This window comes from Luteitalea sp., assembly GCA_009377605.1.
GTDB lineage: Bacteria > Acidobacteriota > Vicinamibacteria > Vicinamibacterales > Vicinamibacteraceae > WHTT01.
The window spans coordinates 38,539-61,663 of record WHTT01000012.1 but is presented as its reverse complement, the minus strand read 5'-3'; the positions used below and the strand labels follow the sequence as shown (position 1 = coordinate 61,663).

Sequence of the window (23,125 nt, the reverse complement as noted above, 5' to 3'; positions counted from 1 at the left end):
CAAGGTCTTATGAAAATCGTCGATGCGAAGGTGATCGTGTGTTGTCCGGGTCGTAACTTCGTGACGTTGAAGCTCGTGACCGAAGACGGCGTCACCGGTTTGGGCGACGCAACGCTCAACGGGCGTGAGCTTGCCGTTGTCAGCTACCTCAACGACCATGTCATTCCGCTGCTCATCGGCCGCGATGCCCGCCGAATCGAAGACACGTGGCAGTATCTGTACGTAGGCGCGTACTGGCGCCGGGGCCCCGTGACCATGGCGTCGATTTCGGCCGTGGACATGGCCCTCTGGGACATCAAGGCCAAAGCCGCCGGCGTGCCGGTGTTCCAGTTGATTGGTGGCGCCTCACGCGAGGGTGTGCTCGTCTACGGGCACGCCAACGGTCAAACGGTCGAGGATGCCGTGCGGGCCGTTGCGCACTACCTCGACCTTGGATACAAGGCGGTGCGGGTGCAGTCCGGGATCCCCGGCTTGGCCAGCACATACGGCGTCGGCCGTGGCGCAATGTTCTATGAGCCGGCTGAGCGTGGCGCCGCGCCGACCGAGAGCCGCTGGAGCTCCGAGGCGTATCTGAACTTTCTGCCCGGGCTCTTCGAGCGAGTCCGTGCCGAGTTCGGCCCAGATGTGCACCTGCTACACGATGCCCACCATCGCCTCACCCCAATAGAGGCGGCGCGCGCCGGCAAACTGCTCGAGCCATTTCACCTGCTCTGGCTGGAGGATCCGACGCCCGGCGAGCTCCAAGAAGGCTTCCGTATCATTCGCCAGCACACGACAACGCCCATTGCCGTGGGCGAAGTGTTCAACAGTGTGTTCGATTGCTATAAGCTCATACAGGAACAGCTCATCGACTACATTCGGACAACCGTTGTTCATGCAGGTGGGATCACGCACCTGCGGAAGATTGCCAGCCTTGCCGAAATGCACCAAGTACGCACGGGCTGCCACGGCGCCACCGATATGAGCCCGGTCTGCATCGCGGCGGCGCTCCACTTCGATCTGTCGGTTCACAACTTCGGCGTCCAGGAATACATGCCGCACCTGAACGAGACCGATCGTGTGTTTCCGCACGCGTACACGTTCCAGGACGGCTACATGTACCCGGGCGACGAGCCAGGCTTGGGCGTTGAGATCGACGAGGATCTCGCGGCAAAGTACCCGTACGACCCCGCTTACCTCCCGGTGAATCGGCGGGTCGACGGGACGATGCACAGCTGGTAAGGGAGGGCAACATGGACATCACGAGGCGGGATGTGCTAACGACCGCGGGCGGTGCGGCGCTAGCCTTGGGTGCCGGTGCCACGAGGATCGCAGCCGCTGGGGCGGCGGGGGAGAACGTCGTCTCGAAGGCGCGCTTGAAGCAGTCGGTCTGTCGTTGGTGTTACGAGAAGGTCGAATTCCGCACGTTTTGTAAAGGCGTCGCGGACCTCGGCCTCACGGCCATCGACCTCTTGAGAGAGGAAGACTGGTCGGTTGCCAAGGAGTACGGTCTGACCTGCTCGATGGGATCGGTCCGTGCCGGCTCGATTCCAGATGGTCTGAACGATCCAGCGAATCACGACGAGATTGTGTCGGCGCTCACCTCGGCCATCCCGAGGGCGGCCAAGGCCGGCGTGCCGAATGTGATCGTCTTCTTCGGAAACCGGCGACCGAACATCGACGATGAGCAAGCGGTGCGCAACTGTACCGACGCGCTGGGCAAAGTAGTCAAGGTCGCTGAGGAGCACGAAGTGACCGTCTGCGTCGAGCTGCTGAACAGCAAGGTCGATCACGAGGGCTACCAGGGCGACCACACACCGTTCGGCGTCCAGGTGATGAAGGCGGTCGGTTCACCTCGCGTCAAGCTGCTGTACGACATCTACCACATGCAGATCATGGAGGGGGACGTCATCCGGACGATCACGGATAACTGGGACTACATTGGCCACTTCCACACGGGCGGCGTACCAGGCCGTCATGAGCTCGACGGCACGCAAGAGCTCCAGTGGGATGCCATCGCGCGCGCCATCGTCGACAAGGGCTACACGGGGTACTTCGCGCACGAGTTCATCCCAACGCGCGAGCCGCTGACCTCGCTCGGGGAAGCGGTGCAGCTTTGTGATGTGTGAAAGGGTGACGGGGCAAGGGATCTAGGGGCCAAGGGATCTAGGGAACGGGTCGTGCGAATGCAGGTGGTAGGCTCTTCGGGCCGACGGTGGAAGCGTCGGCCCCTTTACGCCTGGAACCCTGGAACCCTAGAGCCCTAGATCCCTAGATCCCTATTCCTTGTCCCCCTCGCGCAGCTTCGGATCGAACTGCCGCACGTACTTGGCGAGCGTCTCGATTTCTTCTTGTGAGAGCTGCGATTCGAACGGCATCATGGCGGTGCCAGGCACGCCGTCCGTGATGGTCTTCGCAACTTCCCCCTCCGAAGAGCCGTGCTTCCAGACTCCGTCGGTAAAGCTCATCTCCGGAAGCTGCGAGTCGCCGTCGGCGCCATGGCAGGCCACGCACCGTGTCGTGTAGATCTCCTCGGCCTTCGGATCCGCCGACGCTTGAGCCGTTCCCGCTTCTTGCGCCATCACGAGCTTGGATCCGAGAAAGAACGCTCCGGCGAGCACGACGCTCGCTGCAAAGATGAAAGGTGACAGTCCGACAAGGCGTTTCACGTTTGCAAGCCCTCTCGAGGTTCAGGTTGGCCACGCCAGCACATCAACCCATCTTACCTTAACGCCACGTTTCGGTAGCTCACTTGGTACGTAGCGAGGGGCCCCTCGTCGCGCTCGCGCGCTACGTGTCGTCACCCTGTCACCCTGTCACCCTGTCACCTTGTCACCGATTCACCTTCGTTCGTCTTCACCCACTCCTGATAGAGCTCTTCCATTTCCTCGGCAGACGGCTGGCTGCTCAGGATGAGCACGCGATAGCGGAACTTCGCTGGCTCATCGGCGGCGATCGAGAAGTCGAGCCGCTCCTTTCCTTCACTGAAGACCGCTTGGCCGAGTGGGTTCGCGGCAAAGAGGCCGTAGCCACGCGCGTGCCAGTACGTGGGAAAGCCGGGATTGCTCGGCGTGTCGAGAATTGCAATCGTCGCCGGCTTGTCGTCCACGGTACCAGAGAGCATGGTCCAACGGCCGCGCGTACCCCAGACATCCCCGGCCGTCTTGCCCTCGCTGCTGGTGTAGACGCCGGTGACGCCGGACGTATCCATTTGTTCGACCTTGGTTACTTTGCCGGAGGCATCGGTGAACTGCCCGCCCTCCTCGTTTGGATCCTCGAGCGCTCTGGCCACCCGAATACCGAGCACGCCTTCTTTGGCTGCCTCTGCGGGCTCGCCGCCGGAGGTGTCACTCATCGCGACCGACGCCGCCAGCGGCGTCAGCGTCGTCACGCGGTCGATGGTTCGCACGCCGGGGCTCGCCCTGAAGACGAATGTCGTGTCCTCGCGCAGGATCTCCTTCCCGTCGCCTTGCCGCCAGAGTGCCTGAATACCCAGGCGCCCTTCTCCGGGGCCGCTCTGCGTCTCCGTGATCTTCTCGTGGAGGATCGTTCCCATCTTCGGCTCGCGATCAGCCGGGATGGCCTCGGAGTTGTTCCAGAAGTCGAAGCCGTTCACGTTGCCGAAGTTGAACCACAGCCCGACCTGGTGCGGATGGTCGGCACGCTCGCCAGGCTTCGGAGGAAAGCCTCGCGTCACTTCCGCGCCTTCGGCCGTTCGCAACGGGTAAAGGACCGGCTTCTTGAGCGTGGTCGGCCAGATATAGGAGGTGAACGGCTTGCCGTCCACCTCGATGTCCACACGGCGCTGCTCGTCGTGCGGCACGATTTCGACACGCCCCTCCTCGCCGGCTCCAGATGAGCCGTTCTGGGTGCGCGGAGAGCCGGCAACCGACACGGCAAACGCGGCGACACCAACAGCCGCTGCCGTGAGAGCGCCCGCCGCAGCGGACCAAGAGCTCCACCCGCTATTCCTGCGTTCCACGGTTCCCTCCTCCAATGACGACATCTTGCCGCTCATCATCGAACGAAATGCGCTGGCCCGTCTGCATGGCGGCAATGGTCATACAGAGGGCGACCGAATGGTTGTAGGCAGCCTCGATATCTGCATTCGGCGTCTTGCGGCTTCGCACCGATTCCATCCAGTTCCGCATGTTGGCCGAAGTGGCGTTGTCGGCGCCGGTGTCGGCACCCGTCTCCATCTTGGCCGCCGCCGAGAGTGACGCCTCCGACAAGAGATTGGCGTCCATGCCCATGGCGGATGCGCGGCGTTGCTCGAGGCCACCCTCGGGCGTCACCTTGTTCTGGTCGAGATCCAGCGTGCCACCGTTGGACCGATAGATCTCCTTCACGTCGCCCGCCGAGTTGGTCATACGTGAGGCGTAGACCACCTGGAAGCCCTTGGAGGGATCGTCGAGCGGACCATAGTCGAAGACGCCGGTGAAGGTGTCCCAGTTCACGCGGCCGTCCTTCCAGAGGTAGACGCCCCCGTTGGCAACGACGCTGCGCGGGCGGGGCAGGCCAGTGAACCAGTGCACCGTGTCGATCTGATGCACCATCCACTGATCCGGAATCCCAGAGGAATACGGCCAGAACAGCCGGAACTCCAAATACTTTCGCGGATCCCACGGCTCGTCCTCGTAGTCGATGAGGAACCGCTTCCAGTCCGTCTCTTCAGGGCGGATCTCCTGGACGAGCTCCTTCCGCCGCCAGCGGCCCGGTTGGTTGACGTTCCAGGTCATCTCGACCATGACGAGGTCGCCAAACTTGCCGGACTGAATGAAGTCGGCCGCCGCCTGATAGTTCGCGGCACTCCGGCGTTGCGTCCCGACCTGCATGATCTTGCCGGACTCCTTGACCGCTTGGCGCGCGTCGCGCGCATGCTTCATCGTGTGCGCGAAGGGCTTCTCGACGTAGCAATCGCGCCCCGCGGTCACCGCCTCGATGCAGTGATACGCGTGCTGATGGTCGGCCGTTGCAATGATCACGGCATCCACATCATTGCGCGCGTAGAGCTCTTCGTTGTTCCGGCAGGCGGCGGGCGCTCTCCCGGCGAGCTTCTCGACCGCTGCCACACCGTCGTCGCGTCTGCGGCTCCAAATGTCCGAGACGGCGACGAGCTCGAAGTTGAGTGGGTTGGCGTGGCTCTGGAACGCCGGGAGGAGCGAGCCCCTGCAGCGATCCGAGAAGCCCACGACGCCGACGCGCACGCGGTCGTTCGCCCCGAGGATGCGCGCATAGCTCGAGGCTGGCGTCACGGCCAGACCGGCTGCGCCAGCCCCCGCCATGCGAATGAACGTTCGTCGATCGGTTGCCATGGGTTGCGTCTCCTTGCTGACCGGAACCAACAATCCTCGGTAGGGCCGCCTCGCCGAGGCGGCCGTTAGCGCACCGAGGCAATGTTGGTAGGACCACATTGGACCCTGATCTTCTTGTGGTCAGCACTGGTGCAATTCGAGCGAATCCTATCACGCTTTTTCCATTCGACTCGCCTGACGGCCCGCCTTCGGCGAGCCGTTAGGCTCGCTCATGGCAAGCCGATTGCTAATTCCCGTGTCCTGATTCCTGATCTTGCCTTAACCGGCGGATCGGCTCCATGCTACAATTCGATAATCCACTGATTCGGGAGCTGATACATCGTCGTTTGTCTCAATGGTCACACCAGTATGAGCCTAGCTTGGACGGTGCGGCTCCTCCCTCCAGCGCTGAGATGAAACCATCATGGCTGACCGAATGGCTTCCCGTCGAGATTTCTTGAAGGTATCTGCTGCCGGCTCGCTCGCGTTCGGGGCGGCGGCGTTCGACCCAGGTCGTGCCGAGGCGCGCGTCCTGCCGCTTCGACAAGCCCCGCCTCCCGCGCCGTCGCCCAACGACAAGATCCAGGTCGCGCTGATTGGCGCGGGCGGGCAAGGGCAGCACGATGCGGAGGTGGCGCTTCAGGTTCCTGGCGTTGCGCTGGTGGCGGCTTCCGACTGCTACGACGGCCGGATGACCCGCTGCAAGGAGCGGTGGGGCGACGACCTCGTGACCGCCCGCCACTACGAGGAGATTCTCGCGCGCCCGGATGTGGACGCCGTGATCATCGCCACGTCGGATCACTGGCACCAGCAGATCGCGCTCGACGCCATGAAGGCGGGCAAAGACGTGTACGTGGAGAAGCCGATGGTCCAGCACGCGGACCAGGGGCAGGCGCTCATCGATGGGGCCAAGAAGACGGGGCGCATCCTGCAAGTGGGCAGCCAGCGGGTGAGCTCGATCGTGTACACGAAAGCGCGTGAGCTGATCGAGGCCGGGGCGATTGGCGATCTCAATCTCGTCGAGGCGTACATCGATCGCAACTCGGCGCTTGGGGCGTGGCAGTATTCGATGCCGCCCGACGCCTCGCCTCAGACAATCGACTGGGACCGCTATCTCGGACCGGCACCCAAGCGTCCGTTCGAGGCCATGCGGCTCTTTCGATTCCGCAACTATCGCGACTACGGGACCGGCGTTGCGGGCGACCTCTTCGTTCACCTCTTCTCGGGTATCCACTACATTCTCGCGTCGAACGGGCCGACGCGCGTGCTCTCGGCCGGCGGCCTGCGCTTCTGGAACGATGGCCGGGATGTGCCGGACGTGATGATCGCGGTGTGCGACTATCCCAAGACGGCCACACATCCCGCGTTCAACCTCACGCTCAGGGTCGACTTCGCGGCTGGCGGTGGCGGAGGCTCTCAATTTCGATTCGTTGGGAGCGACGGCATGCTGACGCTCGAGGGCGACGAGGTGCGGGTGGCCAAGAGCGCGCGCTCCAAAGCGCCTGGCCATACCATCGACACGTTCCCCGAAGCGGTGCAGGAAGCGTTCCTCGAGGAGTACTACCAGAAGTATCCGGAAGAGGAGCCCTCGTTCAGCCGGACCCACGCCGCCATGGGAGAGCAGCCCGAGGAAGTATGGACGGCGCCGCGTGGGTACGATGACAGCTACGATCACTTCGCGAATTTCTTCAACGCGGTGCGCACGCGTAAGCCCGTGGTCGAGGATCCGACTTTTGGCCTGCGGGCGGCCGGACCGGCCGTGTTGTCGAACGTCAGCTACTTCGAACAGCGTCCGGTCTCGTGGGATCCAGAAAAGATGGTCGAAGTGGACGGCGAGAACACAGCGCGCACGAGTGCGCGCGTCGCTGCACGGTAGGAGCTCATATGAATCGTCGTGACTTTCTGCACACGCTCGCTGCGACGACGGCAGGGACGGCACTCGTCGGCTGGAGCGGGGCTGCCTCCTCCGTGGTGACCGCGGCCATCCGCGGCGTGCAGCTTGGGGTGCAGAGCTACAGCTTTCGCGACCTGGAGCTGGCGGCGGCAGTCGACGCCATGGCCACGCTCGGGATCGAGACCTGCGAGCTGTGGGCTGGGCATGTCCAGCGACCCAACAAGGAGCCGGCCACCGCCGAGGACTTTCAGCAGGCCAAGGCGCTCTTCGACAAGGCGGGCGTGGCGATTCACGCCTTCAACGGGCAGTTCTCGCCGGATGCCACAGACGAGGAGCTTGCGCGCACGTTCGAGTTTGCCCGTGCGCTCGGCGTGACGCTCGTGACCACGTCGACGAAGGTCAGCCTGGCTCGGCGAATTGGACCGCTGGCCAGGAAGGCCGACATGGTCGTCGCCTATCACAATCACTCGCGGATCGGGAACGACGAGACGGCGACGCCGGATGACTTCGCGCGCGCGCAGGAGCTCGGCGGGGATGCCATCAAGATCAACCTCGACATCGGGCATTTCGTGGCGGCGAACTTCGACCCGGTGGCGTTCCTCGAGGAGCATCACGCCGACGTCCTGGCGCTCCACATCAAGGATCGGAGGCGCGACCAGGGCGACAACGTGCCGTTCGGCGAGGGGGACACGCCGATCACCGAGGTGCTGCAGTTGGTGCGCGAAGGTGGGTGGCCGATCCAGGCCAACATCGAATACGAGTACAAGGGCACGGATACGGTCGCAGAAGTGAGGAGGTGCTTGGACTATTGTCGGAAGGCGCTCGAGTCTTGATGGTCGCCAAGGACACGAAAAATCAACCACGAAGGACATAAAGATCACGAAGTAAACAATTTGAACTTCTTCTTCGTGAACTTCGTGGTGAGCTCTTCGTGTTCTTCGTGGTTGACCCTTCGTGGTCTTGCGTGCGTGAGGGATTCACGCCGATGTTTCACACTTCTTGTAGTGTGAAAGTTCGACCGCCATTTATTGAGCGGTCTTTGAGGGGGAGGATATGTGCTCACGCATGAGGAGGCTTGCGCGCCTCATTCGACCGGTATGTTGGGGCTTGGCCCTAGTCATGGCCGGCACCGCGGTTCTACCCCTTTTCCAACCTTCAGCCGGTCGCGATCAGGGACCGACAGCGTCGTCGGATCACGGCGAGCGTATTGCAGCTTTGAGCCTTTTGAATGAGGCCGCCACGTTCGGCGGTGCGACTTTTGGGAGGAGGATGAGATGAACTCGGGGACAAATATGTGGAGGAGCGTGTTCCACAGAGGATGTCAGCTTGTGGCGCTAGTTCTCGTGGGCGCCGGGCCTGCGCTAGCCCAGCTCGATCGAGGGACAGTCTCCGGCGCCGTCCGAGACGAGACGGGCGCCATGATCCCGGGCGTGACGGTGACCGCGACGAGCGTACAAACGCAGCAGGTGCAGGTCGCCGTGACCGACGAGAGCGGCTTCTATACGTTTCCAAACCTTCGGCCGGGGCAGTACGACATCACGGTGGAGCTTCAGGGCTTCAAGCGGGTCAGTCGCCCAGGCGTGCAGCTCGACGCCGCGGGGTCGCTGACGATTGGCTTCGTCCTCGAGACCGGTGCGATCACGGAGGAAGTCACCGTGACCGCGGAAGCGCCCCCGCTACAGACGGACGTCGCCGTGCGAAAGACGGTCGAAGCCAAGGACATCGAGCTCATGTCCTTCAATGGCCGCAATCCCATTGGGGTGGCGGCGTTGAAGGCAGGCGTCAGCGGCGGGAACTTCAACAACGCCGGCTTTTCCAGCCTGACCAACGGCGGGTTCAATATCAACGGCAGCCGGTCTGATGAGAACACGATCAGCATCGACGGTGCCGTCGCCGTCCGCACACGATCGGCGGGCACCATCATCGCCGTCCAGAACGTCGATGCCATCCAGGAAGTGCAGGTGCTCACGGCCAACTACATGCCGGAGTACGGCCGTGCGAGCGGCGGACAGATCCGTTTCGTGACCAAGAGCGGCAGCAGTCGGTACACCGGCAGCGGGTCGTACTTCCTCCGCGACGAAGCGCTGCAGGCCAACAGCTGGAGCCGCAACCGGAGCCCCAACGAGGACGAGAACTCGGGGCCTGCGCCGTTCGATTACAAACAGTACGGGTACGCCTTTGGCGGTCCGGTACCGGGCGAGGTCTTCAGGGACAAGTTCTTCTTCTTCGGTGCACAAGAGTGGGTGGACTTCTTCCAGGTGGCGACGCGAACCGACACCGTACCTACGGCGGCCATGCGCCGGGGCGACTTCAGCGAGCTGCTCAATTCGAACAACCCCTTCTTCGACGAGCGCCGGGAGATCATCGACCCGCGGACTGGCCGGCCATTCCCTGGCAACGTGATCCCGCAGGACCGGCTCTCGGCGAATGGTCTCGCGTTTCTGAACCTGTATCCAGAGCCGACGCCCGGCTTTCAGCAGGGCAGCGACAACCTGATTCAGACGAGCGACAACCCGCAGGACCAGCGGAAGGACACGCTACGCCTCGACTATCGGCTCAACGCGCGCAACCAGTTCACCTACCGCTACTCCGGCTCGAACTGGGTCGCGGTCGATCCGTTCCGCGGCTCGTTCCCGTTTGCGCGCACCGACTGGGAGCGGCCGAATCGGACCCAGGTTTTCAGTTGGACCGGCACGTTGACGAACAATCTCATCAACGAGTTCACCTATACGCACTCGCTCGACGAGGTCTTCATCGACGTCTTCACGGAGTCAGGTCTCCATCAGCGGAGCCGCACGGGGATCAACTATCCGTACATCTTTCCCGGCAAGGAGATCGACGACAAGATTCCCACCATCTCGATCGACGGCTTCGCCGATATCGACGGCGGACCGTATCCGGCTTTCTCCGCAGGGCCGATCCACACGTGGTCCAACGTCACAACCTGGGTGAAGGGCCGGCACACGCTCAAGGGCGGCGTTAGCGTCGAGTACTCCGGCGAGGACGATTTCGACCAGATCAACGTCGCCGCCATCCCGGGCGGCACCAACAATCAAAACGGCCGGTTCGAGTTCCGCGACGACCGAGCGAGCGGCACCGGTCTGGCGATCTCGGACATGGGTCTCGGGCTCTTCACGAACTATGCCGAGCTGGGCGAGCGTGCCTTCACCAAGTGGCGTGCCTTGGCCACCGACTTCTTCATCCAGGATTCCTGGCGGCCGACCAGCCAGCTCACCATTGAAGGGGGGATGCGCTGGGTCGTCTGGCCGCCGTGGCATTCGACGACGAACAACATCGCGAACTTCGACCCGCGGTTCTTCGATCCCTCACGCGCGGCGGTCATCGACCCCAACACCGGACGCCTTGTCGGAGGCGACCGGTTCAACGGGATTGTCCTGCCGGGTGACGGCTTCATCGGCGAGGGGAACGATCTGGTCGTGGCGCAGGACCCGAGAGTGCAGGCGCTGTTCCTCGGCGAGCCGCGCGGTTTCTCCGAGACCCACTCAAACGCGATCGAACCGCGGCTCGGCATCTCGTACGCGATCGACGACAAGACCATCCTCCGCACGAGCGGTGGAATCTTCCACAACCGCGTGACGCTCAACGACTCGTCGCTGCTCGGCGGCAACCCGCCGTTCCAGCCGATGGTCACCGTGGCGAACGGCAGCGCGGATAACCCCGGGGGCGGCTCGGGTGGCGCCACGGATCTGCCGTTTGGCATGCAGGCCCAGGACGTTGCCTTCAAGCATCCGACGGCCTATATGTGGTCGGCCGGCGTGCAGCGCGAGATCCCCTATGGGTTCGTCCTGGATGTCGCCTACGTCGGCCGCCGGGGACTCTATCTGCAACGCGAGCGCAATCTCAACCAGATGCCCGCTGGCACGCTCCTGGCCAATCCTGACGTCAACCCCGCAGCGTTGCGGCCGTTTACAGGGTACGGCGCACTCCGTATCACCGAGAACGCGGGGAAATCGATCTACCACGGCCTCCAGCTCAGCGCCGAGCGTCGTTACAGCAACGGCCTGAAGGTCGCGGTGGCGTACACGCTGAGCAAATCGGAGGACAACGGCAGTGACAAGCGCAACGTCATCTGGAACAGCTTCGACGATACGAGCTTCTATGGGCCGTCCAGCTACGACCGGCGCCACGTGCTCACGTTCCAATACATCTACGATCTCCCCTTCTTCCGCGAAGGGGGCTCGGTGATGGCGAGCTTGCTCGGCGGCTGGCAAATCTCCGGTGCGACGTTCTTGCGAACGGGCGACACGTTCTCTGTCACGCGCTCGAACGACATTGCCGGCGTCGGCGACAGCTTCGCCCAGCCGATCGATGTCGTTGGCGATCCAGAAGCAGGCACCAGCCGGGAGTTCTCGGACGGGGAGGATGACAACTTCTTCATCAATCCCGACGCGTTCGCGGACCCTGCGGCGGGAACGTTCGGCAACCAGACGCGGAACCTGTTCCGCCATCCGGGTAACCAGCAGTGGGACATCGCGCTGTTCAAGAACTTCAACCTCGGAGGCGCGCGGCGGGTACAGTTTCGGGCGGAGATTTTCAACTTCCCGAACCACCCTAACCTGAGCGGCGTGGTTACCGATCCCACGAACGCTGACTTCGGTCGTGTGGTCTCGAAGGGCGGTCAGCGCGACGTGCAGCTCAGCCTGCGGTTCCAGTTCTGATAACGAGCAAGGGCGAGGGGCCTCGCGGCCCCTCGCTCCCACTTTCGTTACACGCCCCGCCGTCGCGTCCCTGGGGGCTCGGGCATTATGATAGACAGATGCTCAACCCGCAGTGTAGACGCTTGGTGAAACGGACGCAGATCGTTGCCAGCGCCCTGGCAGCGGTGCTCGCCACACCAATGGCAACGCTGCTCGCCGCGCCGAGCGCGCCAACCCAAGGAGCGGCAGACACCTTCAAGGCGGGCACTACCTACATCGAGAAGATTCCCGAGACGAGCGTGAGCTTCGAGATGGTCGCCATCCCTGGCGGCAAGCTCACGATGGGCAGTGCCGCGACTTCGCTCGGGGCAGGCGAGCCGGGCCGCCGTGAAGACGAGGGGCCGCAGGTGCAGGTGGAGCTCGCGCCGTTCTGGATCAGCAAGCATGAGGTGACGTGGGACGAGTTCGACGAGTACGCCTTTGCGCAGGGCGCCAAGGGCCTGCGGACGGTCGATTCCGGTGCGGGTGATACGGATGCAATCAGCCGGCCGTCTCGCCCGTACGGAGATGAAGCGCGGGGCTTTGCCAAGGGGCAGCAGCCGGCCATCGCCATGACTCACCACGCCGCCATGGAATACTGCCGCTGGCTCTCGGAGGTGACCGGGAAGGCGTATCGCTTGGCGACCGAGGCCGAGTGGGAGTACGCTGCTCGGGCTGGGGATACGAGCGCGGCGCCGAAGGGGTTGGGCGAGCACGCGTGGTTCGAGGAGAACGCCAACGGCCGGCCGCAGCCCGTGGGTGACAAGGCGCCAAATGCCTGGCAACTCCACGACATGCTGGGCAACGTCGCCGAGTGGGTCCTCGATCAGTACGATGCCGAGCGATACGAAGAGCTGTCCGTGCTGCCGCAGCCGCTCGAGCGCCCGGTCTTGGTACCGGACGACCGGCGCTATCCGCACGTGGTGCGCGGCGGGTCGTATCTGGATGGCGCCGAGGAGGTACGTTACGCGGCGCGCCTCGCATCGAGCGAGGAGTGGAGCGCAAGTGATCCGCAGCAGCCGCAGAGCATTTGGTGGCATCCAGACGAGTCGTTCGTCGGCCTGCGCATCGTTCGCGCAGCCGAAGAGCAGCCGGAGCTGCGTGCTATTCGGTCGAAGGTGACCAAAGACAGCATGTGAGGAGAACAATCATGAGCGAGCACGACTCCTTTTCGCGTCGCGATTTCCTCAAGAGCGCGACCGCAGCGGCCGTGGGGACCAGCCTCGCCACGACGGCCAGCCTGGCCGGTGCGTACGCCGCAGGATCCGACGAGATTCGTATCGGAGTCATAGGTTGCGGCGGCCGCGGCACGGGTGCTGCGGGTGACGCGCTCCGTGGTGCGGAGGGGGTTCGGCTCGTGGCCATGGGTGATGCGTTTGCCGACCGTCTCGACCAATCCCGCAAGATGCTGGCGAAGAAATTCGGCGAGACCGCGAGCGTCGCGGACGATCACTGCTTCGTCGGTCTCGATGCTTACCAGAAGGTGCTCGCGAGCGACATCAACTACGTCATCCTCGCTACACCTCCCGGCTTTCGACCGCTCCATCTCGAAGCGGCCATCGCGGCGGGCAAGCACGTGTTCACGGAAAAGCCGGTGGCGGTCGACGGGCCTGGCATTCGCAAGGTGCTGGCGCTTGCGGACCAAGCGGCACAGAAGCAACTGGCGGTTGCCGCCGGTACGCAGCGGCGCCACCAACATGGCTATATCGAGACGATGAAGCGGATCCATGACGGTGCCATCGGCGACGTCGTCGCCGCGCGGTGCTACTGGAACCAGGGCTTTCTCTGGAACCGGGAGCGGCAGCCAGACTGGACCGACGTCGAGTGGCAGGTGCGTAATTGGCTCTACTTCACCTGGCTCTCCGGCGATCACATCGTCGAGCAACATGTGCACAACATCGATGTGGTGAACTGGGCAATGCAGGGGCATCCGGTAGCTGCCGTCGCACTGGCGGGCAGGCAAGCCCGCACCGCGCCGGAGTTCGGCAACATCTATGACCACTTCGCGGTGGACTTCGAGTACCAAAACGGTGTCCACGCGCTGAGCATGTGCCGGCAGATCGACGACTGTGCCAACCGCATCGCCGAGGCCCTCGTCGGCACCAAAGGGACCTGCGATACGGATCCGAACCGGTACGAGATCAAAGGGGCACAGGCCTGGACTGGGACCAAGGATCCCATCAGCCCGTACGTGCAGGAGCACACGGATCTCATCGAGAGCATTCGTAAAGGAACACCGCTCAACGAGCTCAAACAGGTGGCCGAGTCAACGCTGACCGCGATCATGGGCCGGATGGCCGGGTACAGCGGCCAGCTCGTGACCTGGGAGCAGGCGCTCGATGCGCAGCAGTCGCTGGTGCCTGAGACGTTGGAGCTGGGGCCGATGCCCACGCCGGCGGTCGCGATGCCAGGCCAGTACGACCTTTCTTGACAGGGCGAGGGTTGGGTGACACGGTGAGAGAGGTGACAGGGTGATGCGGCAGGATGCTCAAAAGCGAGGCCAGCCTCGCTCGACGAAAGGAGTCAGTCATGAAGCGCTTCTTGATGCTGATGACGATGACCACTGCATTGGCCTGGGCGATGATGTTGCCGGCCATGGCGCAGTCGCAGGGCGGTGAGAAGTCAGGCCAAAGCGCTCCCGAAAAGGCGAAGAAAGGGAGTGAGTCAGTGGCCAAAAAAGCGAGCAAGGCGACCGCGGGGGCGATAAGGAAGGGCGTTGATGCAACGAAGAAGGGCGTCAAGACAGGCGCGGCTGCTGCAAGCGGAGTGGTGACAGGAACGAAGAAAGGTGCCAGGGAGGGCTGGACCGGAGTCGCGGCCGCCGGTGGCGCGCCTGCGCTCAACACGCTCAGTCCCGAAGAAGGGGACGCGGGCTGGGAGCTGCTCTTCAATGGGAAGGATCTGACAGGCTTCCGCGGGTTCAAGTCGGCGTCAGCGACCACGAGCTGGAAGGTGGCAGACGGCGCGATCAGTTACGTGGGAGATGGCACGGACCTGGTGACGGAGCAGGAGTTCAGCAACTTCGAGCTCGTGTTCGAGTGGAAGCTTGCGCCTGGCGGGAATAGCGGCGTGATGTATCAAGTGACGGAGGAGGGAGACGAGACGTATTGGAGCGGTCCCGAGTACCAGATCCTCGACAACGTCCGTCACCCCGACGCCAAGCAGGGGTCGAATGGCAATCGCACTGCTGGCGCCTGTTACGACCTCTACCCCCCGTCAACGGATGCGTCGAAGCCAGCAGGAGAGTGGAACTGGTCGAAGATCGTCGTCAATGGTGACCATGTGGAACATTGGCTGAACGGTCAAAAGGTGGTCGAGTACGAGCGTGACAGCGCGGATTGGAACCAGCGCCTCGAGGCGAGTAAGTTCACGGAGTGGCCGATGTTCGCCGTGGCGAGCACGGGACACATCGTGTTCCAGGATCACGAGAGCGACGTGTGGTATCGCAACATCAAGGTTCACGAATTGAATTGAATTGGGCAAGGCCTCTGCTTCCTCGAACCTCATGAAGCTTCCGATCTACCTGGACTATCACGCCACGACTCCCGTCGACCAACGTGTCCTGGAGGCGATGCAACCCTATTTCGTCGAGATCTTTGGCAACCCCTCCAGCAGCAGCCACGTCTTTGGTTGGCAGGCGAGCGCCGCGGTCGAACAGGCCAGGCGTCAGGTGACGGACGGCCTGGATGCGGAGCCCGAGGAGATCATCTTTACCTCTGGGGCCACCGAGTCGAACAATCTGGCGATTCGGGGTGTGGCGCGCTTCTGCCGTGAGCGCGGACGGCACATCATCACGGCGGCGGCAGAGCACAAGTCCGTGCTCAACACCTGTCTGGCCCTCGAGGAGGATGGGTTTCGCGTCACGGTGCTACCCGTAGATGTCGAGGGGCGTGTGTCGCTGGATGCCGTGCGTGAAGCGCTGGCCCAAGACACGATCCTCGTCACCATCATGCACGCGAACAACGAGATCGGCGCCGTCCAAGACATCGCGCCGATTGGGGCGCTTTGTCGTGACCGTGGCGTCCTGTTCCACACCGACGCGACACAATCAATCGGTAAGCTGCCGTTCTCTGTCCGGCATCTGAACGTGGATCTCCTGTCATTGTCCGGTCACAAGCTCTACGGACCGAAAGGAGCCGGCGCGCTCTTCATTCGTCGCTCTGTCGATTGCGCGCCGCTCATCACCGGTGGCGGCCATGAGGGCGGCTTGCGGAGTGGCACGTTGAATGTGCCAGGCATCGTGGGCCTGGCCAAGGCGGTTGAAGTTGCCACAGAGTCCATGAGGGAGGAAGAGGCGCGAACGCGCGAGTGGCGGGACGACCTGTGGCGTGCGCTCCGCGAGTCGATGTCGACCGTGCTGGTCAACGGACCGGATCCACTGGAGAGAGGGGAGCTCAGGCTCCCGAACAACCTGAACATCAGCGTTCCCGGCGCGGAGGGTGAGGCATTGGTTGCGGCGCTCGACCAGGTCGCTGTTTCGACGAGCTCCGCTTGCACCAGTGCGTCTGGTGAGGGCTCTCACGTGCTCAAGGCAATCGGACGCGAAGCCGAGGGCATGACGCATTTGCGTTTCGGCCTCGGTCGGCCGACGACCCGCGAGGAGATCGACTACACGATTGGCTGCATCCGTGCGTTGGCCGGCACCCGTGCATAGGACCGCTGGCGAGGAGCGCAGCCTCCAGACCGCGCGATGAGGAAGTAGATGCGAATGGTACGCCAGATGAGCGCACTGGTCTTCGCGCTGCTGTTGGGCTCCTCCGCAATGCCGGCGCAACAGCGCGGAGCGGCGGCCCAGCTGGCCAGCAAGGAGGTCAAGTCAGAAACTGGAGAGAGGAAGGAGCTGGCGAAGGCATCCGAGCTGTCGCCGCCGGTCGAGACACGACATCGTGCACGCATCGGCGGCGTCGACGTCGCATATACGGCAACAACCGGGATGCTGGCGCTCGAGGATGACGCCGGAGAGCCGAAGGCGAACATCTTCTTCACTGCGTACACGCGGGACGATGTCGACGATGTGTCACGGCGGCCGCTCACGTTCTCGTTCAACGGCGGGCCTGGCTCCTCGTCGGTCTGGTTGCATCTCGGTTTGCTCGGACCGAAGCGCGTCTTCATGCCTGACGATCCGACCCAGGCCGCGCCGCCCGGCCAACTCGTCGAGAATGCATCGTCGGTTCTGGACGTGACGGATCTGGTCTTCATCGACCCGGTGTCCACCGGCTATAGCCGGCCGGCGGCGGGTGAAGATGCCGGACAGTTCCACGGCGTCCGTGAGGATGTCGAGTCGGTCGGCGACTTCATCCGGCTCTACCTCACCCGCGCCCAGCGCTGGAGCTCACCGAAGTTTCTCATCGGCGAAAGCTACGGCACCACACGCGCCGCGGGGCTGTCGGACTATCTGCAGGATCGCCACGGTATCCATCTGAGCGGCATCATGCTCGTCTCGTCGATCTTGAACTTCCAGACTGCCAGATTCGACGAGGGCAACGATCTGCCGTATTTGCTGTTCCTGCCGACATATACCGCAACGGCGTGGTACCACAAGAAGCTGGCGCCCGAGCTCCAAGCAGATCTTGGGAAGACGCTGGATGAGGTGCGTGAATTCGCGATGGGTGAGTACGCACGAGCGCTGCTCGCCGGCAACACGCTCAACGACACCGCGCGGCAGGAAGTGGCGCAGCAGGTCGCTCGCCTGACGGGCCTCTCGGCGGCGTTCGTCGAGCAGGCCAACCTGCGCGTCGAGATCTCTCGGTTCAGGAAGGAGCTGTTGCGCGACGCGCGCGTGACGGTTGGCCGCCTCGACAGCCGATATACCGGCCGCGACGAGGATGCAGCGGGCGAGCACACCGCATACGACCCCAGCATGGTCGCCATCTCTGGACCGTACACCGCGGCGCTGAACGCGTACGTCCGTCGAGAGCTGAAGTACGAGAACGACGCTGTCTACGAGATTCTCACCGACAAGGTGCGCCCCTGGAAGCCCGAGGAGCCAGGCAGGTACACGAACGTCGCGCCGGCCCTGCGGTCAGCGATGGCCCAGAACCCGCACCTGCGCGTCCTGGTAGCCAACGGCTACTACGATCTCGCAACGCCGTTCTTCGCGACGGAGTACACCTTCAACCATCTCGCGTATGACGGAGACTACCGTCAACGTGTCAGCATGACGTACTACGAGGCCGGGCACATGATGTACATCCACGGCCCGTCGCTCGAACAATTGAAGGGAAACCTGGCGCGCTTCATCACCGGTGCAAGCCGTGCACCGGTGCCCACGTCGGAGGGAGGGAAGTAAAGGGTCAAGGGATCTAGGGATCTAGGGATCTAGGGATGGGCTTGTCCAAGCGCACGAGCTTCAAACCTAGAGGCCATTTTGCACTGACCGACAATAGCGTGGCCTTGGGGTCGGCCTGGCCAGCAGCCCTCCCGACCCTTGATCCCTAGACCCCTTGACCCCTTGGTCCCTTGATCCCTCCTTAATTCGTCGCCGGATACGCCGCGAAACGCTGCGGCATGTCCGCAACGAGATAGGTCACCACGGCAATCGCGGCTGCGGCGCGTGAGACCTCCCCCGGTGTGATGCGCTCGATCGTGTCGGCCTGCGTGTGGTGGATGGTGAAGTAGCGCGACGGATCGCCGCCGAGCGACATCATGGGCACGTTGCCGGCGCGGGCAATGGGGCTGATATCGGCTCCACCGCCCCCAGCGCCGACTCGATCGACACCGAGCCGTGTGAGCAAGGTCGCGATCTCGCTCAACGTCTGCAGCCCGCGATCCGGTCCGGTGTAACCGAGACGGAGTGGCGCGAACACGCCGGAGTCGCTCTCGAGCGCTAGCACGTGTTGCCCTGCCTCGGCGGCATACGCGTCTCGATACGCCAGGGCGCCGCGCAGCCCGTTCTCCTCGTTGGTGAACAACACAACGCGGACGGTCCGGCGGGGGCGAAGGTCCAGCGCCTTCATCAGCCGCAGCGCCTCCCACGTGACAATGCAGCCCACCCCATCGTCCGACGCGCCGGTGCCGACGTCCCACGAGTCGATGTGGCCGCCGACGAGCACGATTTCGTTCGGCCGCTCGCGTCCCGGGATCTCACCAATCACATTGGCGGATTCCGCGTCCGGCTGCATTTGTGCCTCCATTCGCAAGCGGAGCACCACCGGCCGACCGCGTGCCTGTAGCCGCGCGAGCCGCTCGGCGTCTTCCGCGCTGACAGCGGCCGCGGGAATCTGCGGCACATCCTCGACGTAGGTCATCATGCCGGTGTGCGGCGTTCGGAGCCCCATGCCACCGACCGAGCGAACCAACGCTGCGACAGCGCCGACGCGCGCCGCCTCCGCCGCGCCGTTCGTGCGGTACGTCACGGTCTCGCTGTAGCTCGTGAACGGTGCGTTGAAGAGCACGATCTTGCCGCGTGCCTGCGGCACGCGGCTGCGCAAGTCCTCGAAGCTGCTGACAACCAGCAGCTCTGCCTCGACGCCGTCAGCCGCTGTCGCCACGCTGCCGCCGAGGCCAAGCATCGCGAGCGAGGAGGGCACCGGCTCGACGATCTCCAGGCTCTCGCGACCGCGCACCCAGCGCGGCACCTGCACGCGTTGGAGGCGGACGTTGGTGAGACCGTCGCGCTTCATTTCGGACTCCGCCCAGCGTATGGCCTTTTCGAGGTTGTCGCTGCCCGAGAGGCGTGGACCGAACGTATCGGTCAGCGTCGCCAGGCGGCGCCATGCAAACGGTGACCCGAGCGATGTGTCGATGAGGCGTTGGACCGCCGGCCGATACGGCTCGAGCCACGTGTCGCGTGCTTCCTGGCCGGCCGTCGAGGCGCCCTTCGTCAGCGCGACCGCGATGACGAGCCCCACGAAGATCACCGAGCGGAGGGCCAACCGATGGACGAGGCGAGAGGAGGAGTGAGTGTGCATATCCGGAAACATCTCCGTCAGGCTTTGCTGACCGCCGCACTTGACTGGGAAGATTCTATCAATGGTCACGGCGCGTTCGGCGAACACACCCTACCATCGCGGTAGGGCCGCCTCGCCGAGGAGGCCGTTCTCTCGCCGAGGTGTCCGTTTGGGGTCTGTCTCGGATTCCACTGAGCGCGCCTAGCGGCCCGGCCGGCTTCCCTCACCACGCGTTAGCACAACGAGGCGATCTGTACGGACATCGGTCCAGCGTTCGCGGGATCCATCTGGCCATTCCACGATGACGGCGCTGATTGCGGCATTCGCGCCAAGACCAAAGTGGGCACGTAGATCGGAGGCCGAGAGATAACTGCCATCGCTGCGGACGCGCCGCCAGAGCGTCGGCTGCCCCTGGCGCGCAACGCCGACGCGCGCGCCGACACCCCAGCGGTTGCGTGCCCCGTTGTCCAACCTGACCGACAGCCAGTGCCGCTCTGCCCGTGCTTCATTGAGCAACAGGCGCAGCGGGCCCGCATTGTTGGTCACGAGGAGGTCGATATCACCGTCGTTGTCGATGTCGCCGAACGCGGCGCCGCGGCTGACCTCGATGAGCGCTAGAGCTGCGCCAGCGTTGGCGGTCACCTCCGTCAAGCGTCCCTGTGCTTCCTGGTGGAAGAGTTGGTTGCGCTGTCGGAACGGCTGGGCGTGTCCCCGCTGCTCGCCGATGATATTGACCGCGCCGTTGGCGACGAAGAGATCGAGCCGGCCGTCGGCGTCGTAGTCGAACCAGTCGGTGCCGAACCCCGTCATGCCCGCGGTCGGCATCGCGAGACCGGCCGCCCGGCGGCTGTCCTCGAAATTACCCGTGCCATCGTTGGTGTAGATCACGAAGGTCTCGCCCGTGAGATTCGAGACGAGAAGGTCCTCATCACCGTCTGCGTCGTAATCCGCGGAGGCAATGCCCATGCTGCCTTCGGGACGGCCGTCACCGCTGACGGCGGTGCCAGACAGCAGGCCTGCATCCTCGAACGTCCCGTCGCTACGGTTGATCCAGAGCTGGTTGGGGGAGGCGTCGTTCGCCACGTAGACATCGATCCAGCCATCACCGTCATAGTCACCCGTGGCGACGCCGAGGCCGCGACCGAAGGCGCTCGCCATGCCGGAGGGCTCGGTCACGTCGGTGAAGGTGCCGTCACCATTGTTGCGGAACATGCGGTCTGGCACTGGATTATAGGCGCGCGGACCGCAGTAGTCGCGGGCACCGAGCGCCTCGTAGCAGATCTTGTTGCTCGCAATCGTGAAGGCCACGTAGTTTGCGACGAAGAGATCGAGATCGCCATCGCGGTCGTAATCCAGGAAGGCGGCGCTCGTGCTCCAACGCGGATCGTCGACCCCTGCCGTTCTCGTCACGTCGGTGAACGTACCGTCGCCCTTGTTGCGATAGAGCACGTTCGACCCGAACGTCGTCACGTACAGGTCGAGGTTGCCGTCATTGTCGTAGTCTCCCACCGCGGTCCCCATGCCATACGCGGCTAGACCAACGCCTGCCTTCTGTGTGACCTCCGTGAAGCGTAGTGTCGGCTGGCCGTCGGACGATGTCGTGAGGTCGTTGCGAAAGAGGCTGGACACGGGGGCCGATGGGGCGTCACGGAGGTCGTCGAGCCCCTGCACGGCGTAGACGTCGAGGTCCCCGTCGTTGTCGTAGTCGAACAGGGCCACACCCGCGCCCATGACCTCGGGCATGTAGTACTGCCCGGAGGCGCCGTTCACGTGCGTGAATGCCAGGCCGACATCACGCGCGGCCTCGCGAAAGAGGGGCGCGTCGATGGCGAGTGGCAGCAGCAGCGCAGCGGCAGCACAACGCGTCAGCAGGGAGGGTGTCATCGGAGGCCCGCCAGCTCGCGCTCGATGGCTGCGGCCAGCGCCGTTTGGCCGTGCGACTCGGCGAGCTGCTTGGCCTTTGTCGCCCATTCGAGGCCAACCTCGCGCTGACCCGCGTGTACGTACGCCGTGGCCAGTGCGAACAGGTATTGCGGCGTCTCGGCATCCACCGGCGTCGTCAGCTTGGACAGCGCGGCGATTGCCTCGTCGAACCGGCGCGAGCCAATGAACATCCGCCCGAGATTGAACCGCGCCAGGCGGAACGTCGGTGCCTCGCGGACCGCACGCTGGTAGGCGTCCAACGCCTCGTCCACACGGCCGTCTTGCTCGAGTAGCTGGCCGAGATTGTTGTGCGCCGATGCGCGCTGCGGGTTGACCTCGATCGCCTTGCGATAGGCCTCCGCGGCTTCGGCGTAGCGCTTCTGCAGTCCGAGGAGTACCCCATAGTTGTAGTGCGCCTCGTCCGACTCCCGGCCGGCGTCGACGATGGCCCGGTAGTGTGCCTCGGCCTTCTGCCATTCTTTCAACCGGCCGTAGAGTGAGATCAAGTTGGCGTGGGCCTGAACGAGCTCGGGATTTGCTGCCAGGGCGGCTTCGTGCGCCTGCACGGCTTCCTCGAGACGTCCCGCTTTGGCCAACTCGAGGCCTCGCTGCGCCTGCGATCGCGAGTCGACCTTGAGCGCGTGGACACCGGCGAGCAGCGGATCGTCTAGGCCGGGCCAGCGCGTACCGTACTTGTGATGCAGCTCGAGCTCACCGCGCGCTTCGTCTCGCCGATCCAGGTCGCGATACGCCATGGCGAGCGCGTAGTGGGCGGCACCGAACTCCGGAAAGAGGCTGCAGGCGCGGCGATAATGCGCGACGGCGGCCTCGGTGCGGCCATCCTCTGCAGCGACTCGTCCGAGGCCGTACTCTGCCGGCGCGGCGGCTTCGGGCTCGCGTGCGAGCGCTTCGAAGTGCCGAGCGCTCTTCTCGCGCTGCGCCGTTTCGAGCAGCGCTTCGGCCAGCTTGAGGCGAGCAGGCAGGTAATCGGGACGCAGCGTCAGTGCCGTCTCGAGCCAGGGGACGGCTTCGGCAGAGCGCTTGGTGCGCGCGGCAACAACAGCTGCGAGATAGGGCCAGTCGAACGTCTTGGGTGCGAGGGCAGCGGCGCGCGCGTAGGCTGCGGCGGCTCGGTCCCACTGCTCCCACGCATGCAGCGTCATCGCCAAACGGCCCACGGCTCCCGCATCCTCTGGGTTGGCGACCGCCTCACGATACGCCGGCTCGATGGCGCGCCTGGCCTCGGGCGGATAGGCCTCGAGGGAGAGCTCCGGCACAGGCAGCGGCTGCCGTGCGCCGACGGCCTGCGATCCCACGGCCACGAGCAGCGCGATCACCCGAAGGTACGGAAGGGGCACTATTCGTGAACTCGTGGGATGATCGCGTTTCTGGTAGGGCGGCCCCTTAGGGCCGCCCTGAGCGGCGGGGTTGAAGCCCCGCCCTACCTCC

At 64.1% G+C, this 23,125-nt stretch carries 16 protein-coding genes; 10 read left to right on the top strand and 6 right to left on the bottom strand.

What is annotated here, in order from left to right; genetic code table 11:
• The first annotated feature begins 9 nt into the window (after positions 1 to 9).
• Together GEV06_05955 and GEV06_05950 are read left to right on the top strand one after the other, a co-directional pair.
• Positions 10 to 1,221 carry a D-galactonate dehydratase family protein gene (locus tag GEV06_05955; protein MPZ17438.1) on the top strand — a complete coding sequence of 404 codons (1,212 nt, stop codon included), beginning with the start codon at positions 10 to 12 and terminating at the stop codon, positions 1,219 to 1,221.
• Positions 1,222 to 1,232: 11 nt separating this feature from the next.
• Positions 1,233 to 2,108 carry a TIM barrel protein gene (locus tag GEV06_05950; protein MPZ17437.1) on the top strand — a complete coding sequence of 292 codons (876 nt, stop codon included), beginning with the start codon at positions 1,233 to 1,235 and terminating at the stop codon, positions 2,106 to 2,108.
• Between the two features lie 150 nt (positions 2,109 to 2,258).
• On the opposite strand, the gene GEV06_05945 is transcribed toward GEV06_05950, so the two are convergent.
• The 3 genes from GEV06_05945 to GEV06_05935 all read right to left on the bottom strand — a co-directional run bounded on the left by GEV06_05945 (position 2,259) and on the right by GEV06_05935 (position 5,294).
• Positions 2,259 to 2,648 carry a c-type cytochrome gene (locus GEV06_05945; GenBank protein ID MPZ17436.1) on the bottom strand — a complete coding sequence of 130 codons (390 nt, stop codon included), beginning with the start codon at positions 2,646 to 2,648 and terminating at the stop codon, positions 2,259 to 2,261.
• A gap of 155 nt (positions 2,649 to 2,803) precedes the next feature.
• Entirely contained in the window at positions 2,804 to 3,985 is a 1,182-nt protein-coding gene (locus GEV06_05940; GenBank protein ID MPZ17435.1) for a hypothetical protein, read from the bottom strand.
• Positions 3,945 to 5,294, bottom strand: coding sequence for a gfo/Idh/MocA family oxidoreductase (locus GEV06_05935; GenBank protein ID MPZ17434.1), 1,350 nt, complete (start codon positions 5,292 to 5,294; stop codon positions 3,945 to 3,947). The genes GEV06_05940 and GEV06_05935 overlap by 41 nt, the downstream gene beginning before the upstream one ends.
• A 415-nt stretch (positions 5,295 to 5,709) precedes the next feature.
• Here GEV06_05935 and GEV06_05930 point away from each other — a divergent pair, with 415 nt between their 5' ends.
• The 8 genes from GEV06_05930 (at position 5,710) to GEV06_05895 (ending at position 18,153) form a co-directional block, all read left to right on the top strand.
• Positions 5,710 to 7,149, top strand: coding sequence for a twin-arginine translocation signal domain-containing protein (locus GEV06_05930; protein MPZ17433.1), 1,440 nt, complete (start codon positions 5,710 to 5,712; stop codon positions 7,147 to 7,149).
• 8 nt (positions 7,150 to 7,157) lie between these two features.
• Positions 7,158 to 8,000 carry a TIM barrel protein gene (locus tag GEV06_05925; GenBank protein MPZ17432.1) on the top strand — a complete coding sequence of 281 codons (843 nt, stop codon included), beginning with the start codon at positions 7,158 to 7,160 and terminating at the stop codon, positions 7,998 to 8,000.
• A 441-nt stretch (positions 8,001 to 8,441) separates the two neighbouring features.
• Complete coding sequence (locus GEV06_05920) at positions 8,442 to 11,846, top strand: TonB-dependent receptor (GenBank protein MPZ17431.1); 3,405 nt, start codon at positions 8,442 to 8,444, stop codon at positions 11,844 to 11,846.
• A gap of 98 nt (positions 11,847 to 11,944) precedes the next feature.
• Entirely contained in the window at positions 11,945 to 13,003 is a 1,059-nt protein-coding gene (locus GEV06_05915) for an SUMF1/EgtB/PvdO family nonheme iron enzyme (protein ID MPZ17430.1), read from the top strand.
• 11 nt (positions 13,004 to 13,014) lie between these two features.
• Positions 13,015 to 14,295: a gfo/Idh/MocA family oxidoreductase gene (locus tag GEV06_05910; GenBank protein ID MPZ17429.1), complete on the top strand. Its 1,281-nt coding sequence runs from the start codon at positions 13,015 to 13,017 to the stop codon at positions 14,293 to 14,295.
• Positions 14,296 to 14,459: 164 nt separating this feature from the next.
• Complete coding sequence (locus GEV06_05905) at positions 14,460 to 15,338, top strand: DUF1080 domain-containing protein (GenBank protein MPZ17428.1); 879 nt, start codon at positions 14,460 to 14,462, stop codon at positions 15,336 to 15,338.
• 31 nt (positions 15,339 to 15,369) lie between these two features.
• Positions 15,370 to 16,518, top strand: a complete 1,149-nt coding sequence (locus GEV06_05900) for an aminotransferase class V-fold PLP-dependent enzyme (GenBank protein MPZ17427.1) — start codon at positions 15,370 to 15,372, stop codon at positions 16,516 to 16,518.
• A 108-nt stretch (positions 16,519 to 16,626) separates the two neighbouring features.
• Positions 16,627 to 18,153 carry a peptidase S10 gene (locus tag GEV06_05895; protein MPZ17426.1) on the top strand — a complete coding sequence of 509 codons (1,527 nt, stop codon included), beginning with the start codon at positions 16,627 to 16,629 and terminating at the stop codon, positions 18,151 to 18,153.
• A 181-nt stretch (positions 18,154 to 18,334) separates the two neighbouring features.
• On the opposite strand, the gene GEV06_05890 is transcribed toward GEV06_05895, so the two are convergent.
• From GEV06_05890 to GEV06_05880, 3 genes are all read right to left on the bottom strand, one after another.
• Positions 18,335 to 19,843, bottom strand: a complete 1,509-nt coding sequence (locus tag GEV06_05890) for a M20/M25/M40 family metallo-hydrolase (protein ID MPZ17425.1) — start codon at positions 19,841 to 19,843, stop codon at positions 18,335 to 18,337.
• Positions 19,844 to 19,954: 111 nt separating this feature from the next.
• The gene (locus GEV06_05885; protein ID MPZ17424.1) at positions 19,955 to 21,724 is read right to left on the bottom strand and encodes a hypothetical protein; all 1,770 of its coding nucleotides are present in this window, start codon (positions 21,722 to 21,724) and stop codon (positions 19,955 to 19,957) included.
• A complete protein-coding gene (locus GEV06_05880; protein ID MPZ17423.1) occupies positions 21,634 to 23,034 on the bottom strand; it encodes a tetratricopeptide repeat protein in 1,401 nt (466 codons plus the stop codon). The genes GEV06_05885 and GEV06_05880 overlap by 91 nt, the downstream gene beginning before the upstream one ends.
• Positions 23,035 to 23,125 lie beyond the last annotated feature (91 nt).

What these genes read in the sequence shown, in the direction of transcription:
- GEV06_05955 (MPZ17438.1), top strand. Translation starts at nt 10, where the DNA reads ATGAAAATCGTCGATGCGAAGGTGATCGTGTGTTGTCCGGGTCGTAAC.
- GEV06_05950 (MPZ17437.1), top strand. Translation starts at nt 1,233, where the DNA reads ATGGACATCACGAGGCGGGATGTGCTAACGACCGCGGGCGGTGCGGCG.
- GEV06_05940 (MPZ17435.1), bottom strand. Translation starts at nt 3,985, where the DNA reads ATGTCGTCATTGGAGGAGGGAACCGTGGAACGCAGGAATAGCGGGTGG.
- GEV06_05935 (MPZ17434.1), bottom strand. Translation starts at nt 5,294, where the DNA reads ATGGCAACCGATCGACGAACGTTCATTCGCATGGCGGGGGCTGGCGCA.
- GEV06_05930 (MPZ17433.1), top strand. Translation starts at nt 5,710, where the DNA reads ATGGCTTCCCGTCGAGATTTCTTGAAGGTATCTGCTGCCGGCTCGCTC.
- GEV06_05925 (MPZ17432.1), top strand. Translation starts at nt 7,158, where the DNA reads ATGAATCGTCGTGACTTTCTGCACACGCTCGCTGCGACGACGGCAGGG.
- GEV06_05920 (MPZ17431.1), top strand. Translation starts at nt 8,442, where the DNA reads ATGAACTCGGGGACAAATATGTGGAGGAGCGTGTTCCACAGAGGATGT.
- GEV06_05915 (MPZ17430.1), top strand. Translation starts at nt 11,945, where the DNA reads ATGCTCAACCCGCAGTGTAGACGCTTGGTGAAACGGACGCAGATCGTT.
- GEV06_05910 (MPZ17429.1), top strand. Translation starts at nt 13,015, where the DNA reads ATGAGCGAGCACGACTCCTTTTCGCGTCGCGATTTCCTCAAGAGCGCG.
- GEV06_05905 (MPZ17428.1), top strand. Translation starts at nt 14,460, where the DNA reads ATGGCGCAGTCGCAGGGCGGTGAGAAGTCAGGCCAAAGCGCTCCCGAA.
- GEV06_05900 (MPZ17427.1), top strand. Translation starts at nt 15,370, where the DNA reads ATGAAGCTTCCGATCTACCTGGACTATCACGCCACGACTCCCGTCGAC.
- GEV06_05895 (MPZ17426.1), top strand. Translation starts at nt 16,627, where the DNA reads ATGCCGGCGCAACAGCGCGGAGCGGCGGCCCAGCTGGCCAGCAAGGAG.
- GEV06_05885 (MPZ17424.1), bottom strand. Translation starts at nt 21,724, where the DNA reads ATGGGCGACAAAGGCCAAGCAGCTCGCCGAGTCGCACGGCCAAACGGC.